Here is a 22,191-nt window from a genome sequence, read left to right as displayed (position 1 = left end):
TCCGAACCGGAGCCAATCCATGACGACCACGGACGCCCCCGAGGCGGCACCGCCGCCCACGGGCAAGCGCCGGATCGGCGACGTCGCCTTCGCCGGGCTCGCCCGAGGCTCGGGCATCCTGATCCTGCTGATCCTCGCCGGTGTCGCCGCCTTCCTGCTCGTGCAGGCCTGGCCGTCCCTTACCGCGAACACGGCGAACTTCCTCACCAGCACGGAGTGGGACTCCAACGTCCGCGAGGAACCCGCCTTCGGTGTCGCCGCCCTGGCGTTCGGCACCGTCCTGGCCGCGGCCATCGCGCTGCTGCTGGCCACGCCGGTGGCGATCGGGATCGCGCTGTTCATCGTCTTCTACGCGCCGCGCAAGCTCGCCTCGGTACTCGGCTACCTGGTGGACCTGCTGGCCGCCATCCCCAGCGTCGTCTACGGCCTGTGGGGCATCGGCTTCCTCGCCCCGGAGCTGGTCCCCGTGTACCAGGCGCTGACGCGCTACCTGGGCTGGATCCCGCTGTTCCAGGGCCCCGCCTCCACCTCGGCCCGCACCATCCTCACCGCGGGCGTGGTGCTGGCCGTCATGATCCTGCCGATCATCACCGCGATGGCGCGCGACGTGTTCCGCCAGACCCCGCAGGGCCACCGTGAGGCCGCCCTGGCCATGGGCGCCACCCGCTGGGAGATGATCCGCCTGGCCGTGCTGCCCTTCGGCAGGTCCGGCGTGGTGGGCGGCGCCATGCTCGGCCTGGGCCGCGCCCTGGGCGAGACGATGGCCGTCGCTATGATCCTGTCCCCCTCCCTCATCGTCTCCTGGAACCTGTTGCAGAGCGGCAACCAGACCATCGCCGCGCACATCGCCCTCCAGTACCCCGAGGCCACCGGGTACGGCGTCTCCGCGCTGATCGCCGCCGGGCTGGTCCTGTTCGCGATCACCCTCGTCGTCAACATGGGCGCGCGCTACGTCGTGACCCGGGGGAGCAAGGAGTCTTGATGGACACGACGACCACCCAGCCTCCCGGCCCCGAGGCGGGCTCCACCGCGACCGACCTGCGCCGCGGCTCCCTGCCGCAGCACTTCCCCGCCGCTCTGCTGGCGTCCTCCGCCGCCGTGGTGGCCGGGATCCTGCTGGCCTTCTCGTCCTTCGGGTTCCTGCTGTGGGGCCTGCTCACCGCCGCCGCGTACGTGGTGATCGTCGTGACGGCCTCCGCCCGCGTCGAGGGCGGCCGCAAGGCCAAGGACCGCCTGGTCACCTCGCTGGTCTACCTGTGCTTCCTGCTGGCGATGCTGCCGCTGGTGTCGGTGCTCTGGACGGTGCTGCGCAACGGCGTCGTCCGGTTCGACGCCTACTTCCTCACGGTGTCCATGAACGGCGTCCTGCCGAGCATGGACGCGGGCGGCGTCTACCACGCGATCGTGGGCACCCTGGCGATCACCGGCATGGCCACGCTCATCTCGGTGCCCGTCGGCGTGATGACCGCCGTGTACCTCGTGGAGTACGCCGAGGGCCGCATGAAGCGGATCATCGTGTTCTTCGTCGACGTCATGACGGGCATCCCGTCGATCGTCGCCGGACTGTTCGTGGTGGCGCTGTGGATGATCCTGTTCGGCCCGGGCCGGACCAACGGCGCGGCGGGTGCGATCGCGCTGGCGGTGCTGATGATCCCGGTCGTGGTGCGCTCCAGCGAGGAGATGCTGCGGCTGGTGCCGCAGGACCTGCGCGAGGCCTCCTACGCCCTGGGGGTGCCCAAGTGGCGCACGATCACCAAGGTGGTGCTGCCCACCTCCGCGGCCGGTCTGACGACAGGAATCATGCTCGCCATCGCCCGCGTTATCGGGGAGACGGCACCCCTGATCCTCACCACGGGGTCGTCCTCGGTGTCGATCAACTGGAACCTGTTCGACGGACAGATGATGAACCTCCCGGTGTTCATCTACTCGCAGGTCCGCATGGGCGGTGCCGTCAACTACGAGAGGGCCTGGGCGGCGGCGCTGACCCTGATCCTGGTGGTGATGCTGCTGTTCTTCCTGGCCCGCATGATCGGCCGCCTGTTCGCGCCGAAGGCCCGTTGACCCCTACACCCACCGCCCACGCCCCGCGCGCGGAGCAGATTCACGAGGAACTTCCAGTGGCGAAACGTATCGACGTCTCCGGTCTCCACGTCTACTACGGCGACTTCAAGGCCGTGGAGGACGTGTCGATGACCATCGAGCCGCGGTCGGTGACGGCGTTCATCGGATCGTCGGGCTGCGGCAAGTCCACCTTCCTGCGGACCCTCAACCGGATGCACGAGGTGACCCCGGGAGCCCGCGTCCAGGGCAAGGTGCTCCTGGACGACCTGGACATCTACGGGCCGGACGTGGACCCGGTCATGGTGCGCAGCGAGGTCGGGATGGTCTTCCAGAAGGCCAACCCGTTCCCGACGATGTCGATCTACGACAACGTCATCGCCGGCGCCCGCCTCAACAACCGGCGGATGAGCAAGTCCGAGGCGGACGAGCTGGTGGAGGGTTCGCTGCGCGGCGCGAACCTGTGGGAGGAGGTCAAGGACCGGCTGAACAAGCCCGGTTCGGGCCTCTCCGGCGGCCAGCAGCAGCGGCTGTGCATCGCCCGCGCCACGGCGGTCAAGCCGTCGGTGCTGCTGATGGACGAGCCGTGCTCGGCGCTGGACCCGATCTCGACCCTGGCGATCGAGGACCTCATCCACCAGCTCAAGGAGAACTACACGATCGTCATCGTGACGCACAACATGCAGCAGGCCGCGCGCGTGTCCGATCGGACGGCGTTCTTCAACCTGTCGGCTCCGGGCAAGCCGGGCAAGCTCATCGAGATGGGCGAGACGAACCAGATGTTCACCCGGCCGGAGAAGAAGGAGACCGAGAACTACATCACCGGTCGGTTCGGCTGATCCGTCTCCTGTCCTTTCCGACCAGGGACGACCGGTGATGGGGTGGCCGGTTCGGCTAAGCCGTCTCCCGCCCTTCCCGACCAGGGACGACCGGTGATGGGGTGGCCGGTTCGGCTAAGCCGTCTCCTGTCCTTTCCGACCAGGGACGACCGGTGATGGGGTGGCCGGTTCGGCTAAGCCGTCTCCCGCCCTTCCCGACCAGGGACGACCGGTGATGGGGTGGCCGGTTCGGCTAAGCCGTCTCCTGTCCTTTCCGACCAGGGACGACCGGTGATGGGGTGGCCGGTTCGGCTAAGCCGTCTCCTGTCCTTTCCGACCAGGGACGACCGGTGATGGGGTGGCCGGTTCGGCTAAGCCGTTCCCTTCACCCCTCCCGAGCAGGAACAAGAGCCGAGCGAGCGACCGCGGGAGACCCGCGCGGACGAGAGAACACGAGGACAGGCGTGACCACACCGCTGGTGATCGACACCGACACCGCGCAGGACGACTGCGTGGCCCTCCTCATCGGGCTGCTGGACCCCGGGGCGGACCTGCGGGCCATCACCATGGTCGCGGGGAACGTCGGCTTCGACCAGCAGGTGCGCAACGCGTTCCTGACCCTCAGCGTGGCCGGTCGCCTGGGCGAGGTGCCCGTGTACCTGGGCTGCCGCCGTCCGCTCGTGCGCCCGTGGGTGAGCGCGGAGAACGTGCACGGCGACGGGACGGGCGGCCTGTCCATGGACGTCTCCGGGTTGGAGACCGAGCGCGAGCACGCGGCGGACGCCCTCGTCCGGCTGGCCGCGGAGAACCCCGGCGAGTTGTCGATCGTGGCGATCGGACCGCTGACCAACATCGCGATGGCGGCCGCCAAGGACCCCGACTTCGCCCGCAACGTCGGCGCCCTCTACGTCATGGGCGGGTCCAACAACGGCCGCGGCAACATCACCGCCGCAGCGGAGTTCAACTTCTACGTCGACCCGGAGTCGGCCAAGGCCGTGTTCGCGGCGGGCTTCGAGATCACCGTGGTCCCCTGGGACCCGTTGACGCTGCGCCAGGCGGTGTTCGGCCAGGAGCGGCTGGACGCCCTCGCCGCCCTCGGCACCCCGCTGTCGGACTTCTTCGGGCGCGTGTGCGCCGCGACGCTGGAGTTCGACCGCAGCGTGGGCATCGACGGCACCACCCACCCCGACTCCCTGACCGCCGCGGTGCTGCTCCACCCGGAGCTGGTGCGCCGCTCCGCGCGCTACCACGTGGACGTGGAGACCGCCGGGGAGCTGACCCGCGGCTACTCGGCCATGTCCTGGGGCGTGCACGGGCTGGAGGCGAACGCGACGGTGATCGAGGAGATCGACGCCGACGGGTTCTTCGACCACCTCGCCGGGCTGCTGTCCCGGCGCACCGTCCCGAACCGGACCGTCACCGGCCTGTGAACCCGGCCCCCGGCCCCCGGCCGGGACGAGGGGCGCGGGCGGCGGCCGAGCGGGGCGACGGGACGCTCCAGCGGCCCCTGACGGCCCCTGGCGGCTCCGGTGTGCGAGGGGGCCCTCCCGCGCCCGCGGCCGGTCGCCGAGGGAGGGCAGGGGAAGCCTCAGCCGTTCTTGACGACGATGGTCTCCACCGTGTTCGCGACGTGCTCGAACGCGTCCGCGGCGGTCTCCAGCTCCTCGATGACGTCCTTGAGCTTGAGTACCGTCAGGGCGTCGTACTCCCCGCTGAACAGGCGGGCCAGGAGCTTGCGGTAGATGCGGTCGGCCTGGTTCTCCAGCTGGTTGATCTCGATCCAGTACCGGGTCAGGTCCTCCAGCGTGCGCAGGCGGGGCATCGCCTCGGCGGTCAGCTCGGCGGCGCGCTCCAGCACCTCGATCTGGTCGATGATGCCCTTGGGTAGGCGCTCCAGGCCGTACAGGCCGATGAGGTCGACGGCGGCCTCCATGGAATCCATCACATCGTCCAGGTTGGAGGCCAGACGGTAGATGTCCTCCCGGTGGATGGGTGTCCCCGAGCTCTTGTTGAGGCGTCGCATGATCGCGTGGGTGGCGTCGTCGCCCGCGTGCTCGCAGGCGCGCATCTTCTCGGTGATGGCCTCGCGGTCGGCTCCGTCACTCATCAGCTCCACCAGCAGGCGAGCCGCGATGACCAGGTTGTTCGCCGAGTCGGTGAACATCTCGTAGTAACTGTCATCACGCGGGCGCAAGCGCAGGCGCACGTCGTTCTCCCGATGGTGCGGTGGTGTTCCTTGGTGGATGTTAAGCGCGTCGGCCAGTTGGTCCGGCGCGGCCGGGCTGGGCGGCGCCGGTCCGGCGCCGAGGGGTTGGGCTGGCACGGACTTAGTCACCGCTTATTCATCCGGCGGTGCCGCATCATGGAACACCCTGGGGGCGCGGGGTCCATCGCAATCCTCCCAATCTCGACAACACCGGGACGGTTCGGGACGCTACCGTGTCCCGCTCCCGCTGGCCAGCGTCGCGCTGAGACAGGAATCACCCAATCGAGCGGAGACCGGTGGACAGCTCCACCGGAGTTCTTCGATGTCCACCTTCGGTCTATTTGGCCGTAATGACAAGTACCCCATCCGTTCATCGGGCCGATCACCCGGCCACACCGCGGATCGGGGCCCGTAGGCTCACCTCCATGCCTTCCGCCCTGAGCGCGAGCGCCGTGCGGCGCCTCCGCGAGTCCCTGGACCAGCAGCTCTCCGAACTGGGGGAGGCCCCTTTCGAGGGGGACGACGAGGCCGCCGTCGCCGCCTGCGCCGAGGCAGTGCTGCGCGCCGGGGAGCCCGTGCGGGCGGCCCTCAAGGCAGCGGTGCGGGGCACCCTGGCGGTGCTCGCGGACCGTGCTCCCGGTCACAGCCTGGAGGTGCGCGTGCCGCCCTACGGCGCCGTGCAGGCCCTCGAGGGACCCCGCCACACCCGAGGCACCCCGCCCGGCGTCGTCGAGACCGACCCTCTCACCTGGCTGCGCGTGGCCACCGGACGCACTCCCTGGGAACGGGCGGTGTCGGAGCACCTGGTGCGGGCCAGCGGCGTGCGCTCCGACCTGTCCGGACACCTGCCCCTGTGGCCGGTACCTCCCCCGGGTGGTGCCCGGCCGACGGCCAGGCACTAAGCTGTGGGTGTGTCGTACTCCGACGGCCGGCTCACCATGGATCTCGATCCGCTCGAACGCGGCCCGCAGGACGCCTGCGGTGTCTTCGGGGTCTGGGCGCCCGGCGAAGAAGTCAGCAAGCTCACCTACTTCGGCCTCTACGCTCTGCAACACCGCGGTCAGGAGTCCGCGGGCATAGCGTTGAGCGACGGGGAACGGATCGTCGTCTACAAGGACATGGGACTCGTCTCCCAGGTCTTCAACGAGGCGACCCTGGACTCCCTGCGCGGCCACCTCGCGATCGGCCACTGCCGCTACTCCACCACCGGGTCGCCGGTGTGGGAGAACGCGCAGCCGACCTTCTACACGGCGCGCGAGGGGGGTCTGGCGCTCGGCCACAACGGCAACCTGATCAACACCCCGGAACTGGCGGCGATGCTGCCCGACACGCGCCGGGGGGCCACCACCGACACCGAGGTCCTCACCAACCTGCTGGCCGAGCGGGCCAGGAACGGCAGTTCCGTGGAGGACGCCGCCCTCGAACTGCTCCCGCAGGTCAGGGGCGCCTTCTCCTTGGTGTTCATGGACGAGGACACGCTGTACGCGGCGCGCGACCCCCAGGGCATCCGCCCGTTCGTGCTGGGCCGCCTGGGCGAGACCTCCGGCGCGGGCGGCTGGGTGGTCGCCAGCGAGACCGCCGCCCTGGACATCGTGGGCGCCAAGGTCGTGCGCGAGATCGAACCGGGCGAGCTCCTCACCATCGACGAGCGAGGAGTCCGCTCGCGGCGCTTCGCGCCCGCCCGCCGCAAGGGCTGCCTGTTCGAGTACGTCTACCTGGCCCGCCCCGACACCACCATCGCGGGCCGCAACGTCAACTCCACCCGCGTGGAGGTGGGCCGCCGCCTGGCCAAGGAGCACCCGGTGGAGGCCGACCTGGTCATCCCGGTGCCCGAGTCCGGCACGCCCGCCGCGGTCGGCTACGCCGAGGCCAGCGGCATCCCCTTCGCCCAGGGCCTGGTGAAGAACTCCTACGTGGGGCGCACCTTCATCCAGCCCAGCCAGACCCTGCGCCAGCTGGGCATCCGGCTCAAGCTCAACCCGCTGCGCGAGGTCATCGAGGGCCGCCGCCTGGTGGTCGTGGACGACTCCATCGTGCGCGGCAACACCCAGCGGGCCCTGGTGCGGATGCTGCGCGACGCGGGCGCCGCCGAGGTGCACGTGCGCATCTCCAGCCCGCCCGTGCTGTGGCCCTGCTACTACGGCATCGACTTCGCCACGCGCGCCGAGCTCATCGCGGCCAACATGTCCGTGGACGAGATCGCCGCATCGGTCAACGCCGACTCCCTGGCCTACGTGGACCTCGACGAGCTCATCGCCGCGTCGGAGGTGCCCAAGGACGACCTGTGCCGGGCCTGCTTCGACGGCGTGTACCCGATCGAGGTGCGCGACGACGCCCGGGGCAAGTACCTGCTGGAGAAGTCCTGCGGCACGCCCGAGGGATCGACGCTGGCCACCAGCGACAAGTAGTCCGCCGCCGGGTCCGCACGGGCCCGCGCGGCGGCTCCGCCGTGCCCTGGGAGGGGAGGCGGGGACCGCACCACCAAGCGACACAGCACGAGGAGAACTGGCGTGGCAGCCGAAAGCACGGGGACGTCGGGCGCGTACGCGGCCGCTGGGGTGGACATCGCCGCCGGTGAGCGCGCCGTCGACCTGATGAAGCGCCACGTGGCGCGCACCCGCAGGCCCGAGCAGGTGACCGACGCCAGCGGCTTCGCGGGCCTGTTCCGGCTCGACACGAACAAGTACAAGGACCCGGTCCTGGCGACCTCCACCGACGGCGTGGGCACCAAGGTGATGCTCGCCCAGCAGATGGACCGGCACGACACGATCGGCATCGACCTGGTGGCGATGGTCGTCGACGACCTCGTGGTCAGCGGCGCCGAGCCCCTGTTCATGACCGACTACGTCGCCTGCGGCGCGGTGGTGCCCGAGCGCATCGCCGAGATCGTCGGCGGCATCGCCGAGGGCTGCCACCAGGCGGGCTGCGCGCTGGTCGGCGGGGAGACCGCCGAGCACCCGGGCGCCATGGAGCCGGACGAGTACGACCTGGCCGGTGCGGGCACCGGCGTGGTGGAGGGCGACGCGATCCTGGGCCAGGACAGGGTCCGCGAGGGCGACGCCGTCATCGCGATGGGCTCCTCGGGCCCGCACTCCAACGGCTACTCGCTCGTCCGCAGCATCGTGGACCGGGCGGACCTGGACCTGTTCGCGCACGTGCCGGAGCTGGACGGGGTGCTGGGCGAGGTGCTGCTCACCCCGACCCGGGTGTACGCCAAGGACTGCGTGGCGCTGACCGCGGCCGTGGAGGTGCACGCCTACGCGCACATCACCGGCGGCGGGCTGGCGGCCAACCTGTCGCGCTCCCTGCCCGGCCACCTGGACGCGGAGCTGGACCGCTCCACCTGGGCGCCCGCCCCCGTGTTCGGCTACCTGGCCGGCAAGGGCGGCGTGAGCCGGGAGGACATGGAGGCCACGTTCAACATGGGTGTGGGCATGGCGGCGATCGTCGCGGCGGACGACGCCGAACGCGCGCTGGGCGTGCTGTCCGACCGAGGCGTTCCGGCCTGGCGGCTGGGCACGGTGACGGCCGGTTCGGGACGGGCCCTCCTGACCGGCGAGTACCGCGGCGCGTGAGGAGCGGACGCGAACATAGCCGGTGCGAACCACCGCAGTGGTTCGCACCGGCTATATCCACCTGTCCGCTACGGCTCCCTGGTGCGGGAGCCGCGACCGCCACAGGTCAGCGGTTGTCGTCCGAGCGACCTGGAAATCTCGGTCTGCCGGGTACCAGCCCCACCGGACACCGGTCCTGCCGGCTACCAGCACTGCTGGGTACTACAGCGTTACCGGGTACTACTTGTCCGAGTCCGAGTACTTGTCGGCAAGATCCGCGTAGCGGTCGACCAGGTCGTCGTGAGAATCCGCGTAGGAATCATCCGGACCCGACGGCCCGGAGGGAGACCCCTCGTCCTCAGCGACACCCAGCTCCGACCGCAGCCGCTCAAGGTCGGTCCCGCCGGAGCTGTACTTGAGCTTCCGGGCGACCTTCTGCTGCTTGGCCTTGGCTCGGCCGCGCCCCATTGGCTCGACCCCCTCAACGATTGGGTTCCGACGAACCCCAGATCACTTACAAACCCGCACTATCGGGCTGACGGCCGTCAAACGCGACTGACGACAGGCGCCAGCTTACGTACACATACAACCGTACCTGGTCGGCCCCCGTCGTGCCTACGCCACCCGGGTGTGACGGATGTGGTGAGCGCACGCGACGGCGGCCGCACAGGCTACCCGTGGTGAGTGCCACAGACAACGATATGTGCCACGATGCGATCGTGCTGCCCTACACCGCCTATCTCCGCGTCTACCAGCCGATCAACGCGTTCTCTCCGTACGACCGCGGTTACTGGGAGGAGTACGCGGCCTCCCCCGACCGGCCCCGGCGGATCAACGCGCTGGCGGCGGAGCACGCCGAGAGCCTGGGCCGCCTAGTGGCCACGCCCCCGGTGGTGGCTCCGGCGGAGGAGAGCCGCAACGCCTACCTGCGCCGGGTGAACGAGCGGCTGTACGTCTGCCCCTGGCAGACCCGGCTGCGCTCGTGGCGGGCCTTCACCGAGTTCACCGGCACGATGCCTGTGGGGGTGAGCACGGCGTTCGTGCCCGTGGACGAGGCGGAGCGGGCGGAGGAGGAGTACCGCGAGTGGCGGGACTCGGGCGCGCTGGTGCGGCCGGGGATCCTGTCGAGCAACTGGACCGTGCCGATCCCCTGGTTCGTGCCCTTCGAGGCCCAGGAGCGGTGCCTGGTGCTGTCGGCGAACTCCACCCGGACCCTGCTGTACCTGACGCGGACCTCGCTCGCCCTGAGACGGCTGGAGCAGACCGCGGCGGTGCTGCGGGAGCACATCGGCGAGCACGCGGTGTCGGCAGCCACCGAGCAGCTGACGGACTGGCTGACGCTGACCGCGCACCCCGACTCCCTGCTGGAGCTGGACTACGGCGGGCTGCCGCACCTCCTCAGCGACGACCACCTCGGCGAGGACCACTCGGTGGCGGAGGTGGCGGGGGCGATCGAGGCCCTGGCGACGGGGGACGGCCGACGCGTGGTGGAGCTGCGCGAGAGGCTCACTCGGCGCTGGAGGTCGGTACGCGCACTGGAGCACGCCAACTGAGGGTTACGGTGTCACCACGTTTTCGTGGACACCCGCCGTCGTCTGTCGTCATCTGAGAGGACGGACGCCCGCGCGCCACGCCGGTTACCAACCTGGTACACCAGGTTTCTCTCTCCTCCTCCGCGGCCTTTTCGCACGTGACAAGGGTGCGAGCCCGGACGTCGTCCGCGCACGACATCAAGAGTCGTGAAACTGGGCATAACGCCCGATAGGGATCGACGTAGACTGTAGCCAAACGATCACAGAGCGCACCCTCAGTAGTCAGGAAACCCTTGCCACGCGGGGAATCCGCGCGGCCCGACCGCCAGCCGAAGCACACGGCGCCCCTTCCCCGCCGGTCCGCCTCCTCCCCCGCACGCGAACCGCCCACCGAGGGCCCGGGACTCCACCACGCTCCACGGAGCCGGGTTTCGGTCAGGCAGCCGTAGCACTTCGGGCACTCCGCATCGAGAAAAACGAGGCCGGAGAACGAAGTTTTGACCGAATACGCCACATGCCACTAAACGTGTCGCTAGAATCACTTAGCGTGACGCGGCCACGGGCGGCTTTCTTTGGCCTCCCACGTGCAAAGTTGCTTGGAGTGGTCGTACAATCACCTCGGGTGATGCCAATATAGACCTAGAGGGAATATTGGACATCCGGGCCAAGTGCCAGGATTAAGGCTCAAGGATCGGCACACAGATCCAGGAGGAGAGGCCGTACACATGTCAACTCGCACGCCCGAGGCGGAGCCCCTGTTGACCCCCGCCGAGGTTGCCACCATGTTCCGTGTGGACCCCAAGACCGTGACACGCTGGGCGAAGGCGGGCAAGCTGACCTCGATCCGCACCTTGGGCGGACACCGCCGCTACCGCGAGACCGAAGTCCGCGCCCTGCTGGCCGGAATCCCCAGCCAGCGTACGGAGTGATCTCCCCGGTCTGCGCCGATTCCGGGGGGAACGGTCGGACGGGCTCCGGCCGCTGAGAGCGGCTGACAAGGTCGAGGGCGGGTCTTCCCACAGGAGGCCCGCCTTCCGCGTGTCCGGACACCGAGGAGCGCCGCACCCGTGCGCTCCCCCTGCACGGGACCTCCGTCCGGGGCCGTATCCGAGCGCCCGGCGAAGCCGGGCACGCGGACAACCGGACACGCGCCGCATCCGGGCGGCGGGTCCCGGAGGGCGTCCGGCTAGAAGTCCTCGATCCGGTCGTCCATGGCGGTGGTGCGGTCGCGGGCCAGGAAGGTGGCGGCCGCGCCGCCGCCGACCGCCACCACCGCGGCGGTGATCAGCGCGGCGAGCGAGCTGCCCGTGGTCGCCAGGCGGTTGTCGTCCCCGGCGACCTCCTCCGGCCGCGGCGACTCCTCCTCCGGGTCGCCCTTGTCGCCCGGGGAGGGCGGGGTGGTCGCGGCGTAGGTGGACCCGAGCGCCCACGCGTCGGCGAAGTCCACCGCGAAGCCCCTCTCCTGGCCGACCTCGCCGACCTGCACCCACACGGTCATCCAGCTCCGGCCGCCGCGTCCGTCCCAGTCCTCGTCCTGGTCCCGGAAGGTGGTCTCGTTGGCCTCGAAGCGGATGCGGACGGGCACCTCCAGGGCCACGTCACCGTCCTCGTCGAAGACCTCCAGGACCTCCTCCACCACGGTCCCGTCGGCGTTCTTGCCCAGCGGCCCGGCGGAGACGCCGAACGCGGTCAGGTCGCCGTGGGCGAAGGTCGTCTCGGTCACGCCGTCGTACCCGGCGGTCGCCGTGGCGGTCACGTCGGCGAGGGTGAACTCCACGGCGTTGCCGTCGGCGGACACCGTCTCGGCGACGGCTCCGTCGAGGAGGAGCACGTCCCCGGCCGCGCTCGGGGAGGGGCTGGAGGAGCCGGAGGGGCTGGAAAGACTGGAGGGACTGGGGGAGGCGCTCTCCTGCGGTTCGTTCCGGGGGGCGTCGGAGGGCTCCTCGCTCGCCTGGGCCGCCTCCTGGTCCCCCGTGTCCGCCGGGGTGTCCCCGCCGTCCCCGGAGCCCTCGTTCGCGGCCCCTCCGTCGGCGGGGTCCCCGCCCGAGGGGGTCCTGTCGTCCGCGCCGCCGGTGTCGCCGGTGCCGCCGGTGCCGCCGCCCGTGCCGTCCGCGCCGTCGCCGTCCGGCGAGGGCTCGTCCCGGAAGGGGGTGCCCTCCGAGGGCGGTTCGGCCTCCGGTGAGGGGGAGGCCGACACGGAGGGCTCGGGCAGGTCCACCTCCGGCGGCACGTCGATCAGCCCCCGGGCGGCGAGGTCGGCGACCTCCATCCGGAAGGAGGCGGTCCGCACGGTGGAGGCGGCGCGCGCGCTGTCGGCGTCGACCACGGTGTGGCTCTCGCCGTCTATCTCCAGGTAGGGGGCCATCGGCCCGAAGAGGTCCTCGGCCGTGGCGCTGCCCTCGGTCTCCCCGCCGAAGCCGGTGGCGGTGGAGTAGCCGGTGACCACGTCGCCGTCGGCCACCCAGGCCTGTGCGTTGCCCCAGACGAGCTGGTCGGCGGAGGCGGGGAGCGCGGGCACGGCGCCCAGCACTCCGAGAGCGGCGAACAGGACGCCGCCGCGGACGAGGCGGCGCGCGGTCAGCTTGGCGGGAGACACCACAACACTCCTGTTGTATGCGGGGGATGTCCGACCCTGGGGTCGGCCCGTGCCCGCCGCGGACGGCGGGCAGGGTTGCCCGGCCAGCCGGAGACGGCCGGTCGCGGTGTACGGGGCGGATCGTGTCGGGGCCTTCCCGCCCCGGGAAGGTGACTCTGTGTCGGGCGGTGTGTGCGGGCGCCCTACGGCGAGCCTAACCTCTGGATCACGAAACGGAAACCGTTCGCCGTGGGCCGGTCGGCCGGTGCGCGGGCACCGACCACCGGTCAACGGAGGCCGCCGCCGCGAAGTTCCGAGCACCCCGGAAGGGGGCGGGAGCGGTCCCGGGCGGGAGGGGCCCGGACAAGGGAACGGCCCCGGGGGACGTGTCCCCCGGGGCCGGGCCGGCTCAGCCGACGCCGAGCTCGTGCTTAGCCCTCGCTGGTCTCCGCGGCGGAGTCAGCGGTGTTCTTCCTGCGGCGCGCGAAGTACGCGGCCAGACCGCCACCGGCGGCGATCGCGGCACCGGCCGCGATCAGACCTGCGATCGGGCTGCCGGTCTGGGCCAGGGACTCGGCGTTCTCCAGCTTCTCCGGCTGCGGCTTCTTCTCGGTCCTGTCCTCCGGGTGGGTCGGCGCGGGCTTGTCGTCGCCGTCGTCACCGCCGTTGTCGCCACCGCCGTCGCCGATCTCGGCGGCACCGACGCTGGCGAGGCTCTCGGCCAGGTTCACGTAGTGGAAGGGGGCCTCGGCACCGTCGACGGTGAAGGACACCGCGAAGCCGGTGTAGGCGTCGTTCCAGGCGACGCCGTTCTCCTCGTCGCTGTACTCCTCGACGTGCTCGTACGACTGGATGTCGATCAGGACGGTGATCCGCTCACCACTGTCGAGGGTGACGACCTCGGGGTAGGAGATGTCGGCGACGTCGGCGCTGTGGGAGACCTCGCCGCGATCACACCGCGCGGATGCTCCAGACCAGGGGTTGGAGTACTTCGATGTCGTTGACGTTGGCCGCGGAGACCGCGTAGGTCAGCGGGAGGCCCTGGTTGTCGCACAACATGTGGAGTTTGGAGCCGGGTTTGCCGCGATCAGTGGGGTTTGGCCCCCTGTTCTCCCTCTCTCTTAGCGCGGATCGACTAGGAGTCGACGGTGACGCGGACCAGTCCAGTAGGGCGCGTCTACCCAGCTCATCCAGGATCGTGCGGTGGATCGTGGGCCACAGGCCCATCTCGGTCCAGGTCTGAAACCAGCGGTGGGCGGTGGCACGGGTGACGCCGAACAGGCCGTCGGCCTTCTCCCAGGAGCATCCTGATGCCTGGACGAACAGCACTGTGGTCAACACGGCTCTTTGGTCCACACGGGGTCGGCCGGTCCGCGGCGCGGGAGGCAGTAGCGGCTGGATGATCTCCCAGAGCCCATCGAGCAACGCATAACTCACAGCACGTGATCATGCCAGGCTCAGGAGCATCTCGCAGGGCTTTTGAGATGAGCTCTCAAGGGCCGTCCATGTTGAAGGGCTCCAGAGGGTCCGAACGACGACAAGCTGGTCGCCGTCTTAACGGCTTCTTGGGAGCCGTCCGCGTTGAGGACGGAAATCGTCAATAACGGCGAACTCGAGATCTTTCTACCTCAATGTCCTACTACGATCCGTCAACGTTGAAGGGCACCTACAATGCGAATGTGGCTGCGCCGACCCAGGCCTCAACAGCTCCTCAGGAGCTGTCCACATTGAAGGGACAACATCAGTGAGTGGGGCCAGGCGGACCAACCTTCTCCACGGTTCCCCAGGGCACGCTCATGTTGAAGCTCCAAAGTGCCCTACGTGAGTCTGATGTCGACCTGGTCTCAACAGCTTTTGGTGAGCAGTCCACGTTGAAGCGCATCGTGCTTCCAGGTGGTCTCCCATACCAGGTCGTCTCAACGACTCCTCGAGAATTGTCCATATTGAAGGCCGAAGCCTTCGTCGCCGGTGAACACCAGCCGGTCGTCCCAACAGATCTTCAGGAGTCGCTCACGTTGCAAGACACCAGAGTGTGGGCGCAGACCCGATCGGGGCCGCTCCCCAGGAGCCGTTACGTCCTTGAGCAGGGCGTCCCTGTTGAAGCTCCACAATCGTCGCAGCTATGCCGCGGCGATGAGGTTTCAACGGCTACTCGAGGACCGTCCACGTTGAGGAGAGGCGAAGGGAGTGCGCATCGAATGCTAATTTTTCGAAACCATATTAATTCCGCCCATTGCAAGCGAGAACATTCGCACAAGAGCCTTCCTAACATCAGGATCTCGGTCAATCCTCTCTAGCGAAAAGAACCTTTTTGGATCAAGGTCGACCGTAGCAATACCTCCACCGCCTTCCCTTTCAGAGCTCGAAAAAAGAAGGAGGCATCGGTAAGCCCGAACAACCCCTTGCCGATCCTCGCGCATAAAGGATTGTAGAAATACGGACTCTTCCCTGACCTGGCCACGGAGTGCATCTATCGAACTCCATCGAGTTGACCAACCAAACTCCTCTGCATCCAATTGAATGTCAAGCAGAGTTCTGAAATCAATCTGACAAATTCGAAAGTCAGGGTCAGTTGAACGAATCATCACCAGCAGAGCACTACTCCCCCAGGTACACATCAACACGAATCAGCGTATTCGGGTCAATGCGACCACGATTAATCCTTAGTCCAAGTTCATCCCAACGGTGGTGTCCGCCAACAAGCGTCCCACCAGGAGTGACAGCGATCGCGTCCCCCAAATTAGCATTATTGGTCCCGCTTATTAGCTCATCATTAGTCAGATACTCATGATACCACTGAGAAGACGGATCTCGAGTCTTTTGACCCTCAGTATAATTTTCAACGACATCACCGATCCTCTCGTAACGTGATGCCCATTGTGAACATGGACCAGAATTGTGAACGAGTACTGGAGAATCGCCTGCCAGTACATAGTACGTGTGGATGCCTTGGATAGCCAGGTTGTAGACTGCAGTAGACTGAGTTCTTCTCTCAAGGGCCTTAATCTGAACCCAAGCGCCGGCCGAAGTTTGCAGCCACATACCTGGAGCCAGGTCGATCGCATCCACCCATGTACTCAAACCCGGCACCCAGAAAGGGTGACCATCGGTCGCAGTAATTACATCGCCAACCGTGACTGGACCTGGAACTCCCGTTTCCTCTACGTCAACTTGGAAAGAATTTCCACCTAGGACCTCTCCTCCGGGGCTATCACGCTCAGTAGACGAATCGATGGCAATATCGAACAGGGTTTTGTTGCCTTGGCCGATGATCGTGGCCACAACAGGCCTAGGGCCCTCTTCACCAGTCTCCGGGTCAGTCGCAAGGACTTCGTCGCCGATGGTGAGGTCCTCGATGGGCTTGTAGGTACCATCAGCCAGAAGGACGAGGGTTCCCTCGATGAAGCTGTTGCGGCAGGACGTGGTTCGCACCAGACTGCGCGCCCCAACGCCCGCAGCGCCACTTCCCGCGCTCATTCCTCCGAACGCGACGTATCCCAGTTCAGCGGCCTCTTGGATGTTGAAGAAGGCGTCATAGCCGGATTTGAACTCAGCGGAGTTAATGTCGATCCCGGATGCGAACATGACGAGCTCAGCGGCGATGATGGCGTCGATCCTGTCCTGAGGATCCATCATCCCGGTATCCGTGTCATGCATGATAGCGAGGAGGTTGCCCGCCTGAAACGCGCTCATATCAGATAGGTTTGTATCTGCGGACAACACATACCCTGAGTCAGTTTCAACGAGGTGCGCAAAGAACTCGTTGTACTGGTTCGTCGTCATGGGGTAAGCGCTGACGCTGCTGATGCTACCGACGATGGGTCCGCCCATGTTGCCGGGAATCCAGACGGGTGCACCACCGCCACCGCCACCGCCACCGCCACCGCCGGAACTTCCGCTTCCACCACCGGAGTTCGATGATGTGCCGCCGCCGGAGGGAACCGTTCCCGAGGAGCAGTGGCACCCCGCCAGCATGAGGCCGCTCGGGTCCGAAGCGGCCACAGGGGTGTTGTTGGCGTAGGCGTAGCCGTTGATCTGCTGGGAGTCCTCGAAATCCATGATCGGGTCATCGGAAAGGAATCTGCCCGTGAGTGGATCGTATTCTCGGGCTCCGACATGGATGATGCCCAAGGACTCGTCCACGGTTTTCCCGAGGAATCCCTTGTCATCGGGCCACTGCTGCTCCTCGCCACGCTCGGAACCGAACGGGGTGAATCGGCGAATCCAGTTCTGGTTATCGGCCGCGTTGATGGCCGCGTTCGCTGTTCCGTGGTGGTCTGCCCCGAAGAAGGTGACACCGCTGGTATCACGCATGGCGACCATGGTCCCGCCGTGGGAGTAGTAGCGGGCTGCCTGGACCTCGTCGGTGAGGACGTTCTGGCTCACCTCCATACCCGGCAGGTACAGCGTGTTCTCCTCCGGGGTCTCCTTGATCAGCGTCTCGTTCTGCGACGAGTAGACGAACGAGGTCGTGCCCGTGGGGCTCTGCGCGCTCGACAGGCGCCCTTGGGCATCCCAAGCGAAGGTGTACTCGTCCGCGGCTTCGACGCGCTGGGTGGTGTTACCAGCCTCGTCATAGTCGTAGGTGAAGAGGGTGTCCCCCTCGGGTGCGGACTCCGTAACGCTGGCAAGGGTGTGCGGGCGCCCCTGCTCCACCGTCGGGTAGGTGTAGTCCCGGACCGTGTCGGTGGCCGCACCCTGGCCGACCGCGTGCTCCACCTCTTCGAGACGGTTGCCTGAGGCGTCGTAGGTGTAGGAGGTCCAGTACGGTACGGGGCCGCCAACCTGGGCTGTCGAGGGCTCCGTGGCACAGGAGTCATGGCTGGTGCCGGCTGTGCTCCAGGCGTCGACCAGTCGGCTCAGTGCGTCATAGTCGTAGCACTGGACCTCGGGTGCGGAGTTCGTCGGGACGTTGGCCAGGCTCACGATGTTGCCGGCGTCGTTGTAGGTGTAGCGGTGGTCGGCGAGAGCGTCTTGGCCCTGGCGGTCGATCCTTGCGTTGAGAAGGCGCTGTGTGCCCTTCTCGTGCTCATAGGTGATCCAGGAAGTAGGCCCCTGCCCCGTGGTGAGTTCGACCTGGAGCAGCTCACCGGTCTGCGCGTAGTCGGTCCGGGTGACGTAGGTGTCCTGTCCGGTCAGCGTGGTGGGGCGCTGGAGTTCGTCGTAGCCGACCGTCACCGATTCGGCGGGCAGGCCTCCCACGGCGGGGTAGCCGTGTTCACGTACGGTGCCGTCCTGGTTGTAGGAGGTGGTGAACGTGTAGTTACCCGTGAGTTCGCCGTGTCCGTCGGGGATGCCAATGACGGTCTTGGTCGGCCGGTACATCGTGTCCCGTTCGGTGACCGCCGTGCGGTAGTCGCGCCCTTGGTGGTGGCGCGTCTCCATGAACAGGTGCCCCTTGAGGCGGGTGTCGTACTCCAAGGTCACCAGGGGAGTGCCTGTTGCGGCGTCGCCTTCGATGAGGGAGGTCTGGCGTTGCAGGTCGTCGTAGGCCCGGGTCAAACGCACGTCCCTGGCGTCCACGGTGGCGGTGAGCAGGCCGCGTTCGTCGTACTCCATGCTGACCTGACCAGAATCCGGGTCGGTTTGGGAGACGATGTTGCCGCGGTAGTCGTACTCGTTGCTCCAGCGGGCCCCGGTGGGTGAGACGACGGAGGTCAGCTCGTTGCGCAGGGTGTAGGTGTAGCGGGTGGTGAGGTCCTCGTCGGCGGAGCCGGTGTGCTGGGTCCTTGCCACGACGTTGTCGCGCACGTCGGAGACCGTGGTCACGGGTGTCCCGCCCTCGGGGGGCGTGGTCAGCACCCGGTCTCCGCCGTAGGAGTAGGTGGTGCGCCACACCTCTTGGCCCGCGACCCTGCGGATCTCGTCGCTGACCCGGCCAGCGCCGTCGTAGACGTAGAGGTTTTGGCCGTTGACGTCACCGTTGGTGACGGTGAGCACCTCAGGTGCCGGTGAACCGAGCGCGTAGTAGCTGTCGTTCTCCAGGCGTTTTTCGCCGATGCCGTTGTAGAAGGCGTCCGTGACCAGGCGGCCGCCATCGGTGCCTGGTTTTTGGATCTGGCGTTGTCTGAGGAACCCGTCGTAGAGGGTGTAGGAGGTGTCGTAGCTCCCGTCGTTTGTGAGTTCCTCGCCCTTGACGGCCACCGGAGCGTCATCGGCGAACTGGTATTCGAAACGCAGACTCGGGGACTGATCCCGTGAGCGGTCACGGTCGGGGTGCCAGATCTGGGTGCGTCGGCCCAAAGGGTCGTAGGCGGTCTCGATCTTTCGGCCGTTGGCGTCCTGCTCCCACAGGTGGCTCCCGCGGTGAGGGTCATAGTGCACGTCGATGGTGTGGCCCAGGGCGTTCTCGACCTGGTAGTGCAGCGATAGCCCGTTTTCGTCGGTGCGGGTCATGCGTCGTGCCACGACGCCACCGGGGTGGGTCACCTTGGTGACACGGCCGTAGGTGTCGTGCTCGGAGGCCTCGATCAGGGAGTAGACGGCAGCGCCGTCAACGAAGTCGGTCACCTGCTCAGTGCGGGTGACGTTGGCCTGCGTGGGCGCCTCACCGAAGCCTTGTCCGTCGTAGAAGGTGCGCATGTCGGTGAGGACGGTGTCGGCTGACACGGTCGTGGACCCGCACGGTCCCGCGAGCAGAAGGTCGCGGGCCGGGAAGTTCAGCAGGTGCTGTGAGGTGTTGTCGGCGTAGGTGTACTTCCTGCACCGTTCGTCTCCGTCGACCGCGATGTCTCCGGCCTCGTCGACCTGGAGAGGGCGACCCGTGGTGGTGTCGTAGGTCGTGGTGGTGCGGCTTTCGCGTGTGCCGCCGGAGGAGAGTTCGGCCAGGTTGCGTTGGGTGCCTGCTTCGACGATGGTCGCGTGCCGGGTGCCCCAGTCCTCGGTCTGGGTGGCGGTGCGGTGGCGCCAGGGCTCGCTGATCGTGCGGCTCACCAACTGGTCGCCGTCGTAGGTGGCGGTCTCCAGCGTGGTTCCGGCGAACTCGTCGCGGTCGGTGTGCTCTTCTCCGGTGGAGTCGGTGACCGAAACGCTGCGGGTTCCGCCGTCGGGGCTCTCGTCGCCGTGCATACCGCGCAGGAGGGTGTGCTCGGTCATGGCCGGCATCTCCTGGCCGTCGCCACGGGTGACGCGGACGGTTTCATAGCCGCGCCATTGGCTCCAGGTGAGGTACTCCTCGGGGGTGATGCCGTCCTCCTCGGCATGGCGCCAGGCGGCGTCGCCGAGGTAGTCATAGCGTGTGACCTGCTCTTCTGAGCCTCCGGTGCGGTCGGTGAGGATTAGTTCGGTGACGACGTACTTGTGGAACCAGTCCGTGACCGGGTCCTCGAAGCCCGGGGGGTGCCAGATCACCGGGTAGCACCGGTCTGTGCTTTCACCTTCCTCGGGCAGGTCTGCTGGAGTGCAGTCGCTCCCGGAGTAGTTGACGGTGATCTGTCCGCCGGTCTCGGTGTAGATGTTCGACAGCCGGAATCGGACCAGGGCGGAGATCTGGTCCCCGGTCTCACGGATGCGGTTGGGCAGTTGGATGCCGTTGAAGCGCACCGGGGGCAGTGACTGGGTACCACCCACGTGGCCGGTGCGTGTGAGCTCGGACAGCCACAGGGTGCTGGAGCCGTCACCGTTGTCGGTGAACAGGTGCTGCAGTTCCCAGGAGTCCACCTTGGAGTAGCCGTCGTCGGTGAGGATCTGGGTGTGGATGGAGCTCAGGCGTTTTTGTGTCCAGAAGGAGGGCGAGGTCTGGGTACGGGAGCACTCCTCTCCTTCGGCGCAGTGCAGGTCGTAGGGGATGTCCGGCCAGTGCTTGGCGGTGTCCTCGTCCAAGTCGTCGGGGTCGCAGGCGAAGTCGTCGGTCTCCAAGCAGCGTTCCGCTGTGGTGAAGACGACCTGTGCCGGAGCTTGGCGGTCGTAGGCCTCGCCTTCGCGCAGGCCGTAGTCGATGCGCTTGAGGTAACCGCCGCGTACGTACTCGGTTCCGGCAGTGTCCAGATCGCCGTTCAGGGCGTAGCGGTTGGTCTCCTTGGCGTAGTGGAAGGTCGCGATGTTGCCGCGTGTGTCCTCGATGTGGTCGAGGTTCCATCGCCATGCCTGCTGGCACCAGGCCTCGGAGAAGTCCGCCTCGTGGCAGGGTTCTCCGCTGTCGTTGCCAAAGACCGGTACGGTCCACACCGCGTTGGTGGTCGGGTCGCCTGAGGCCCAACCGGGGAGGCGGTTGAGACCGAAGGTGTACTGGATGCCCTCGACCGTGGTGACTCGCCAGTACTCGCCGTCATCATCACCGTTGTTCGCACCTGTCAGGCGTTCGATACGCGACCCGTCGTCGTTGCGCGGCCGCCATTCCCCCGTTTCGTCATCGCGGATCAGCTCGGTGGACTGACCGTTGAGCATCAGCGTGGCGTTGTCCGTGGCCCAGCACTGGTCGTATTTCTGCGTCTCCTCACCGTCGTCCTCACAGGAGGCGTAGCTGCGCTCGATGTAGCCGCCCTCGTAGGAGAAGCCCTCGCCGATCCAGGAACCCTGGTTGTTCGTGGCCGAGGTACGCCCGTCCACGGTCTGCGAGGAGTAGCCCAGGGAGATCTTCGGCTCCAGGCCCCCGGGGACCGGAGGAACGGTCAGCCCGTAGTCCCAGGTGAAGGCGCCAGAGGAGAGGGCGACGTTCCATTCGGCGGAGGGGGAGAGTTCCGTGGCCGTGTAGTCGCCTTCCCAGGAGAAGGGGTCGGCTTCCAATGCCAGCATGGTGGCCGCGGGTTCGACGGGTTCCTGGGGCAGGCTCACTGATGGGGCCCTGCGATCATCAGCAGCACCCGCACCGGGTGTGATGGTGGCCGTCACCGTCCGAGCGGGAGCATTGTTGATCGACGACACGTCTTGGGCATTGTCACCGAGGTCCACCAAACGCAGTCGGGAACCGTAGTTGCCGCCGTAGGCGTTCTGGATCCCGCTGTAGTCAACACTCAGCTCGACCTGGTCTGGGTCAGCTTGTCCCTCGGCCGCGGAGACCCGCAACACGAGCCCGTGCACACTGTTGTCCTGGGCGGCCTGCTGGTCCAACAGGTCGACCTGGATTTGCTCAACCTCATCTGAGGAAGAGGTGGCCCAGACTTCAAGGCCGCCCACCTCGACCCGTTGGGGCTCACTGCCCTGCCCGGTGACGGGGACGGTTTGGGTGGCAGCGGACGGCCAGTCGACCTGCCCGGGTTCGGTGACGGCCGCGTCCTCCTCCGCACCCGGTTCGGTGGGGAGCACCTCTTGGGCGGCTCCCTCGACCGGGTCTCCCATGTCCTGTAGTTCAGGGGCATCGTCTCGCCACCATGAGGGCAGTCCGGGGATGACTCCCATCAGGGAGGCCACCAGGGCGAAGACCAGGACGGTGGCGGTGACGGACAGAGACGCCCACTTGAACTTGCGCCAGGACCGTTGGCGGGTGGACATGGGGGATGCTCCTCTGCGG

Annotated in this window: 15 protein-coding genes; 9 read left to right on the top strand and 6 right to left on the bottom strand. The window is 67.5% G+C overall.

The genetic code is table 11. The features are described 5' to 3' along the window. Positions 1-19: 19 nt before the first annotated feature. From pstC to KGD83_RS03110, 4 genes are all read left to right on the top strand, one after another. Positions 20-982 (top strand): phosphate ABC transporter permease subunit PstC, encoded by a 963-nt coding sequence (gene pstC / locus KGD83_RS03125; RefSeq protein ID WP_212642431.1) that lies wholly within the window; start codon positions 20-22, stop codon positions 980-982. After that, positions 982-2,061 carry a phosphate ABC transporter permease PstA gene (gene pstA / locus KGD83_RS03120; protein WP_212642430.1) on the top strand — a complete coding sequence of 360 codons (1,080 nt, stop codon included), beginning with the start codon at positions 982-984 and terminating at the stop codon, positions 2,059-2,061. The genes pstC and pstA overlap by 1 nt, the downstream gene beginning before the upstream one ends. Positions 2,062-2,117: 56 nt before the next feature. Further along, positions 2,118-2,897 carry a phosphate ABC transporter ATP-binding protein PstB gene (gene pstB / locus KGD83_RS03115; RefSeq protein WP_013155377.1) on the top strand — a complete coding sequence of 260 codons (780 nt, stop codon included), beginning with the start codon at positions 2,118-2,120 and terminating at the stop codon, positions 2,895-2,897. Between the two features lie 443 nt (positions 2,898-3,340). After that, the gene (locus KGD83_RS03110) at positions 3,341-4,306 is read left to right on the top strand and encodes a nucleoside hydrolase (protein ID WP_212642429.1); all 966 of its coding nucleotides are present in this window, start codon (positions 3,341-3,343) and stop codon (positions 4,304-4,306) included. Between the two features lie 158 nt (positions 4,307-4,464). Here the strand turns inward: KGD83_RS03110 and KGD83_RS03105 are convergent, their stop codons facing one another. Continuing rightward, positions 4,465-5,082, bottom strand: coding sequence for a DUF47 domain-containing protein (locus KGD83_RS03105; protein WP_013155381.1), 618 nt, complete (start codon positions 5,080-5,082; stop codon positions 4,465-4,467). A 425-nt stretch (positions 5,083-5,507) separates the two neighbouring features. On the opposite strand from KGD83_RS03105, the gene KGD83_RS03100 reads away from it, so the two are divergent. The 3 genes from KGD83_RS03100 (at position 5,508) to purM (ending at position 8,657) form a co-directional block, all read left to right on the top strand. Further along, positions 5,508-5,984, top strand: a complete 477-nt coding sequence (locus tag KGD83_RS03100) for a sterol carrier family protein (protein ID WP_212642428.1) — start codon at positions 5,508-5,510, stop codon at positions 5,982-5,984. A gap of 9 nt (positions 5,985-5,993) precedes the next feature. Next, positions 5,994-7,490, top strand: a complete 1,497-nt coding sequence (purF, locus tag KGD83_RS03095; RefSeq protein ID WP_212642427.1) for an amidophosphoribosyltransferase — start codon at positions 5,994-5,996, stop codon at positions 7,488-7,490. Positions 7,491-7,592: 102 nt separating this feature from the next. After that, positions 7,593-8,657 (top strand): phosphoribosylformylglycinamidine cyclo-ligase, encoded by a 1,065-nt coding sequence (gene purM, locus KGD83_RS03090; RefSeq protein ID WP_212642426.1) that lies wholly within the window; start codon positions 7,593-7,595, stop codon positions 8,655-8,657. Between the two features lie 219 nt (positions 8,658-8,876). Here the strand turns inward: purM and KGD83_RS03085 are convergent, their stop codons facing one another. After that, positions 8,877-9,104 carry a DUF3073 domain-containing protein gene (locus tag KGD83_RS03085; protein WP_013155385.1) on the bottom strand — a complete coding sequence of 76 codons (228 nt, stop codon included), beginning with the start codon at positions 9,102-9,104 and terminating at the stop codon, positions 8,877-8,879. A gap of 233 nt (positions 9,105-9,337) precedes the next feature. On the opposite strand from KGD83_RS03085, the gene KGD83_RS03080 reads away from it, so the two are divergent. Continuing rightward, a complete protein-coding gene (locus tag KGD83_RS03080) occupies positions 9,338-10,189 on the top strand; it encodes a hypothetical protein (protein WP_212644247.1) in 852 nt (283 codons plus the stop codon). Positions 10,190-10,893: 704 nt separating this feature from the next. Further along, positions 10,894-11,097, top strand: coding sequence for a developmental transcriptional regulator BldC (gene bldC, locus KGD83_RS03075; RefSeq protein ID WP_013155387.1), 204 nt, complete (start codon positions 10,894-10,896; stop codon positions 11,095-11,097). Between the two features lie 257 nt (positions 11,098-11,354). Here the strand turns inward: bldC and KGD83_RS03070 are convergent, their stop codons facing one another. The 4 genes from KGD83_RS03070 to KGD83_RS03055 form a co-directional block, all read right to left on the bottom strand. Next, complete coding sequence (locus tag KGD83_RS03070) at positions 11,355-12,764, bottom strand: hypothetical protein (protein ID WP_249352102.1); 1,410 nt, start codon at positions 12,762-12,764, stop codon at positions 11,355-11,357. 410 nt (positions 12,765-13,174) lie between these two features. Continuing rightward, positions 13,175-13,516: an LPXTG cell wall anchor domain-containing protein gene (locus tag KGD83_RS03065; protein ID WP_249352100.1), complete on the bottom strand. Its 342-nt coding sequence runs from the start codon at positions 13,514-13,516 to the stop codon at positions 13,175-13,177. 178 nt (positions 13,517-13,694) lie between these two features. After that, on the bottom strand, positions 13,695-14,180 hold the full coding sequence (locus KGD83_RS03060) for an IS5 family transposase (protein ID WP_212642424.1): 486 nt from the start codon (positions 14,178-14,180) through the stop codon (positions 13,695-13,697). 1,161 nt (positions 14,181-15,341) lie between these two features. Next, a complete protein-coding gene (locus tag KGD83_RS03055) occupies positions 15,342-22,172 on the bottom strand; it encodes an RHS repeat-associated core domain-containing protein (RefSeq protein ID WP_212642423.1) in 6,831 nt (2,276 codons plus the stop codon). Positions 22,173-22,191 lie beyond the last annotated feature (19 nt).

This window comes from Nocardiopsis akebiae, from assembly GCF_018316795.1.
GTDB lineage: Bacteria > Actinomycetota > Actinomycetes > Streptosporangiales > Streptosporangiaceae > Nocardiopsis > Nocardiopsis dassonvillei.
This window is presented reverse-complemented; position numbering and strand designations above follow the sequence as displayed.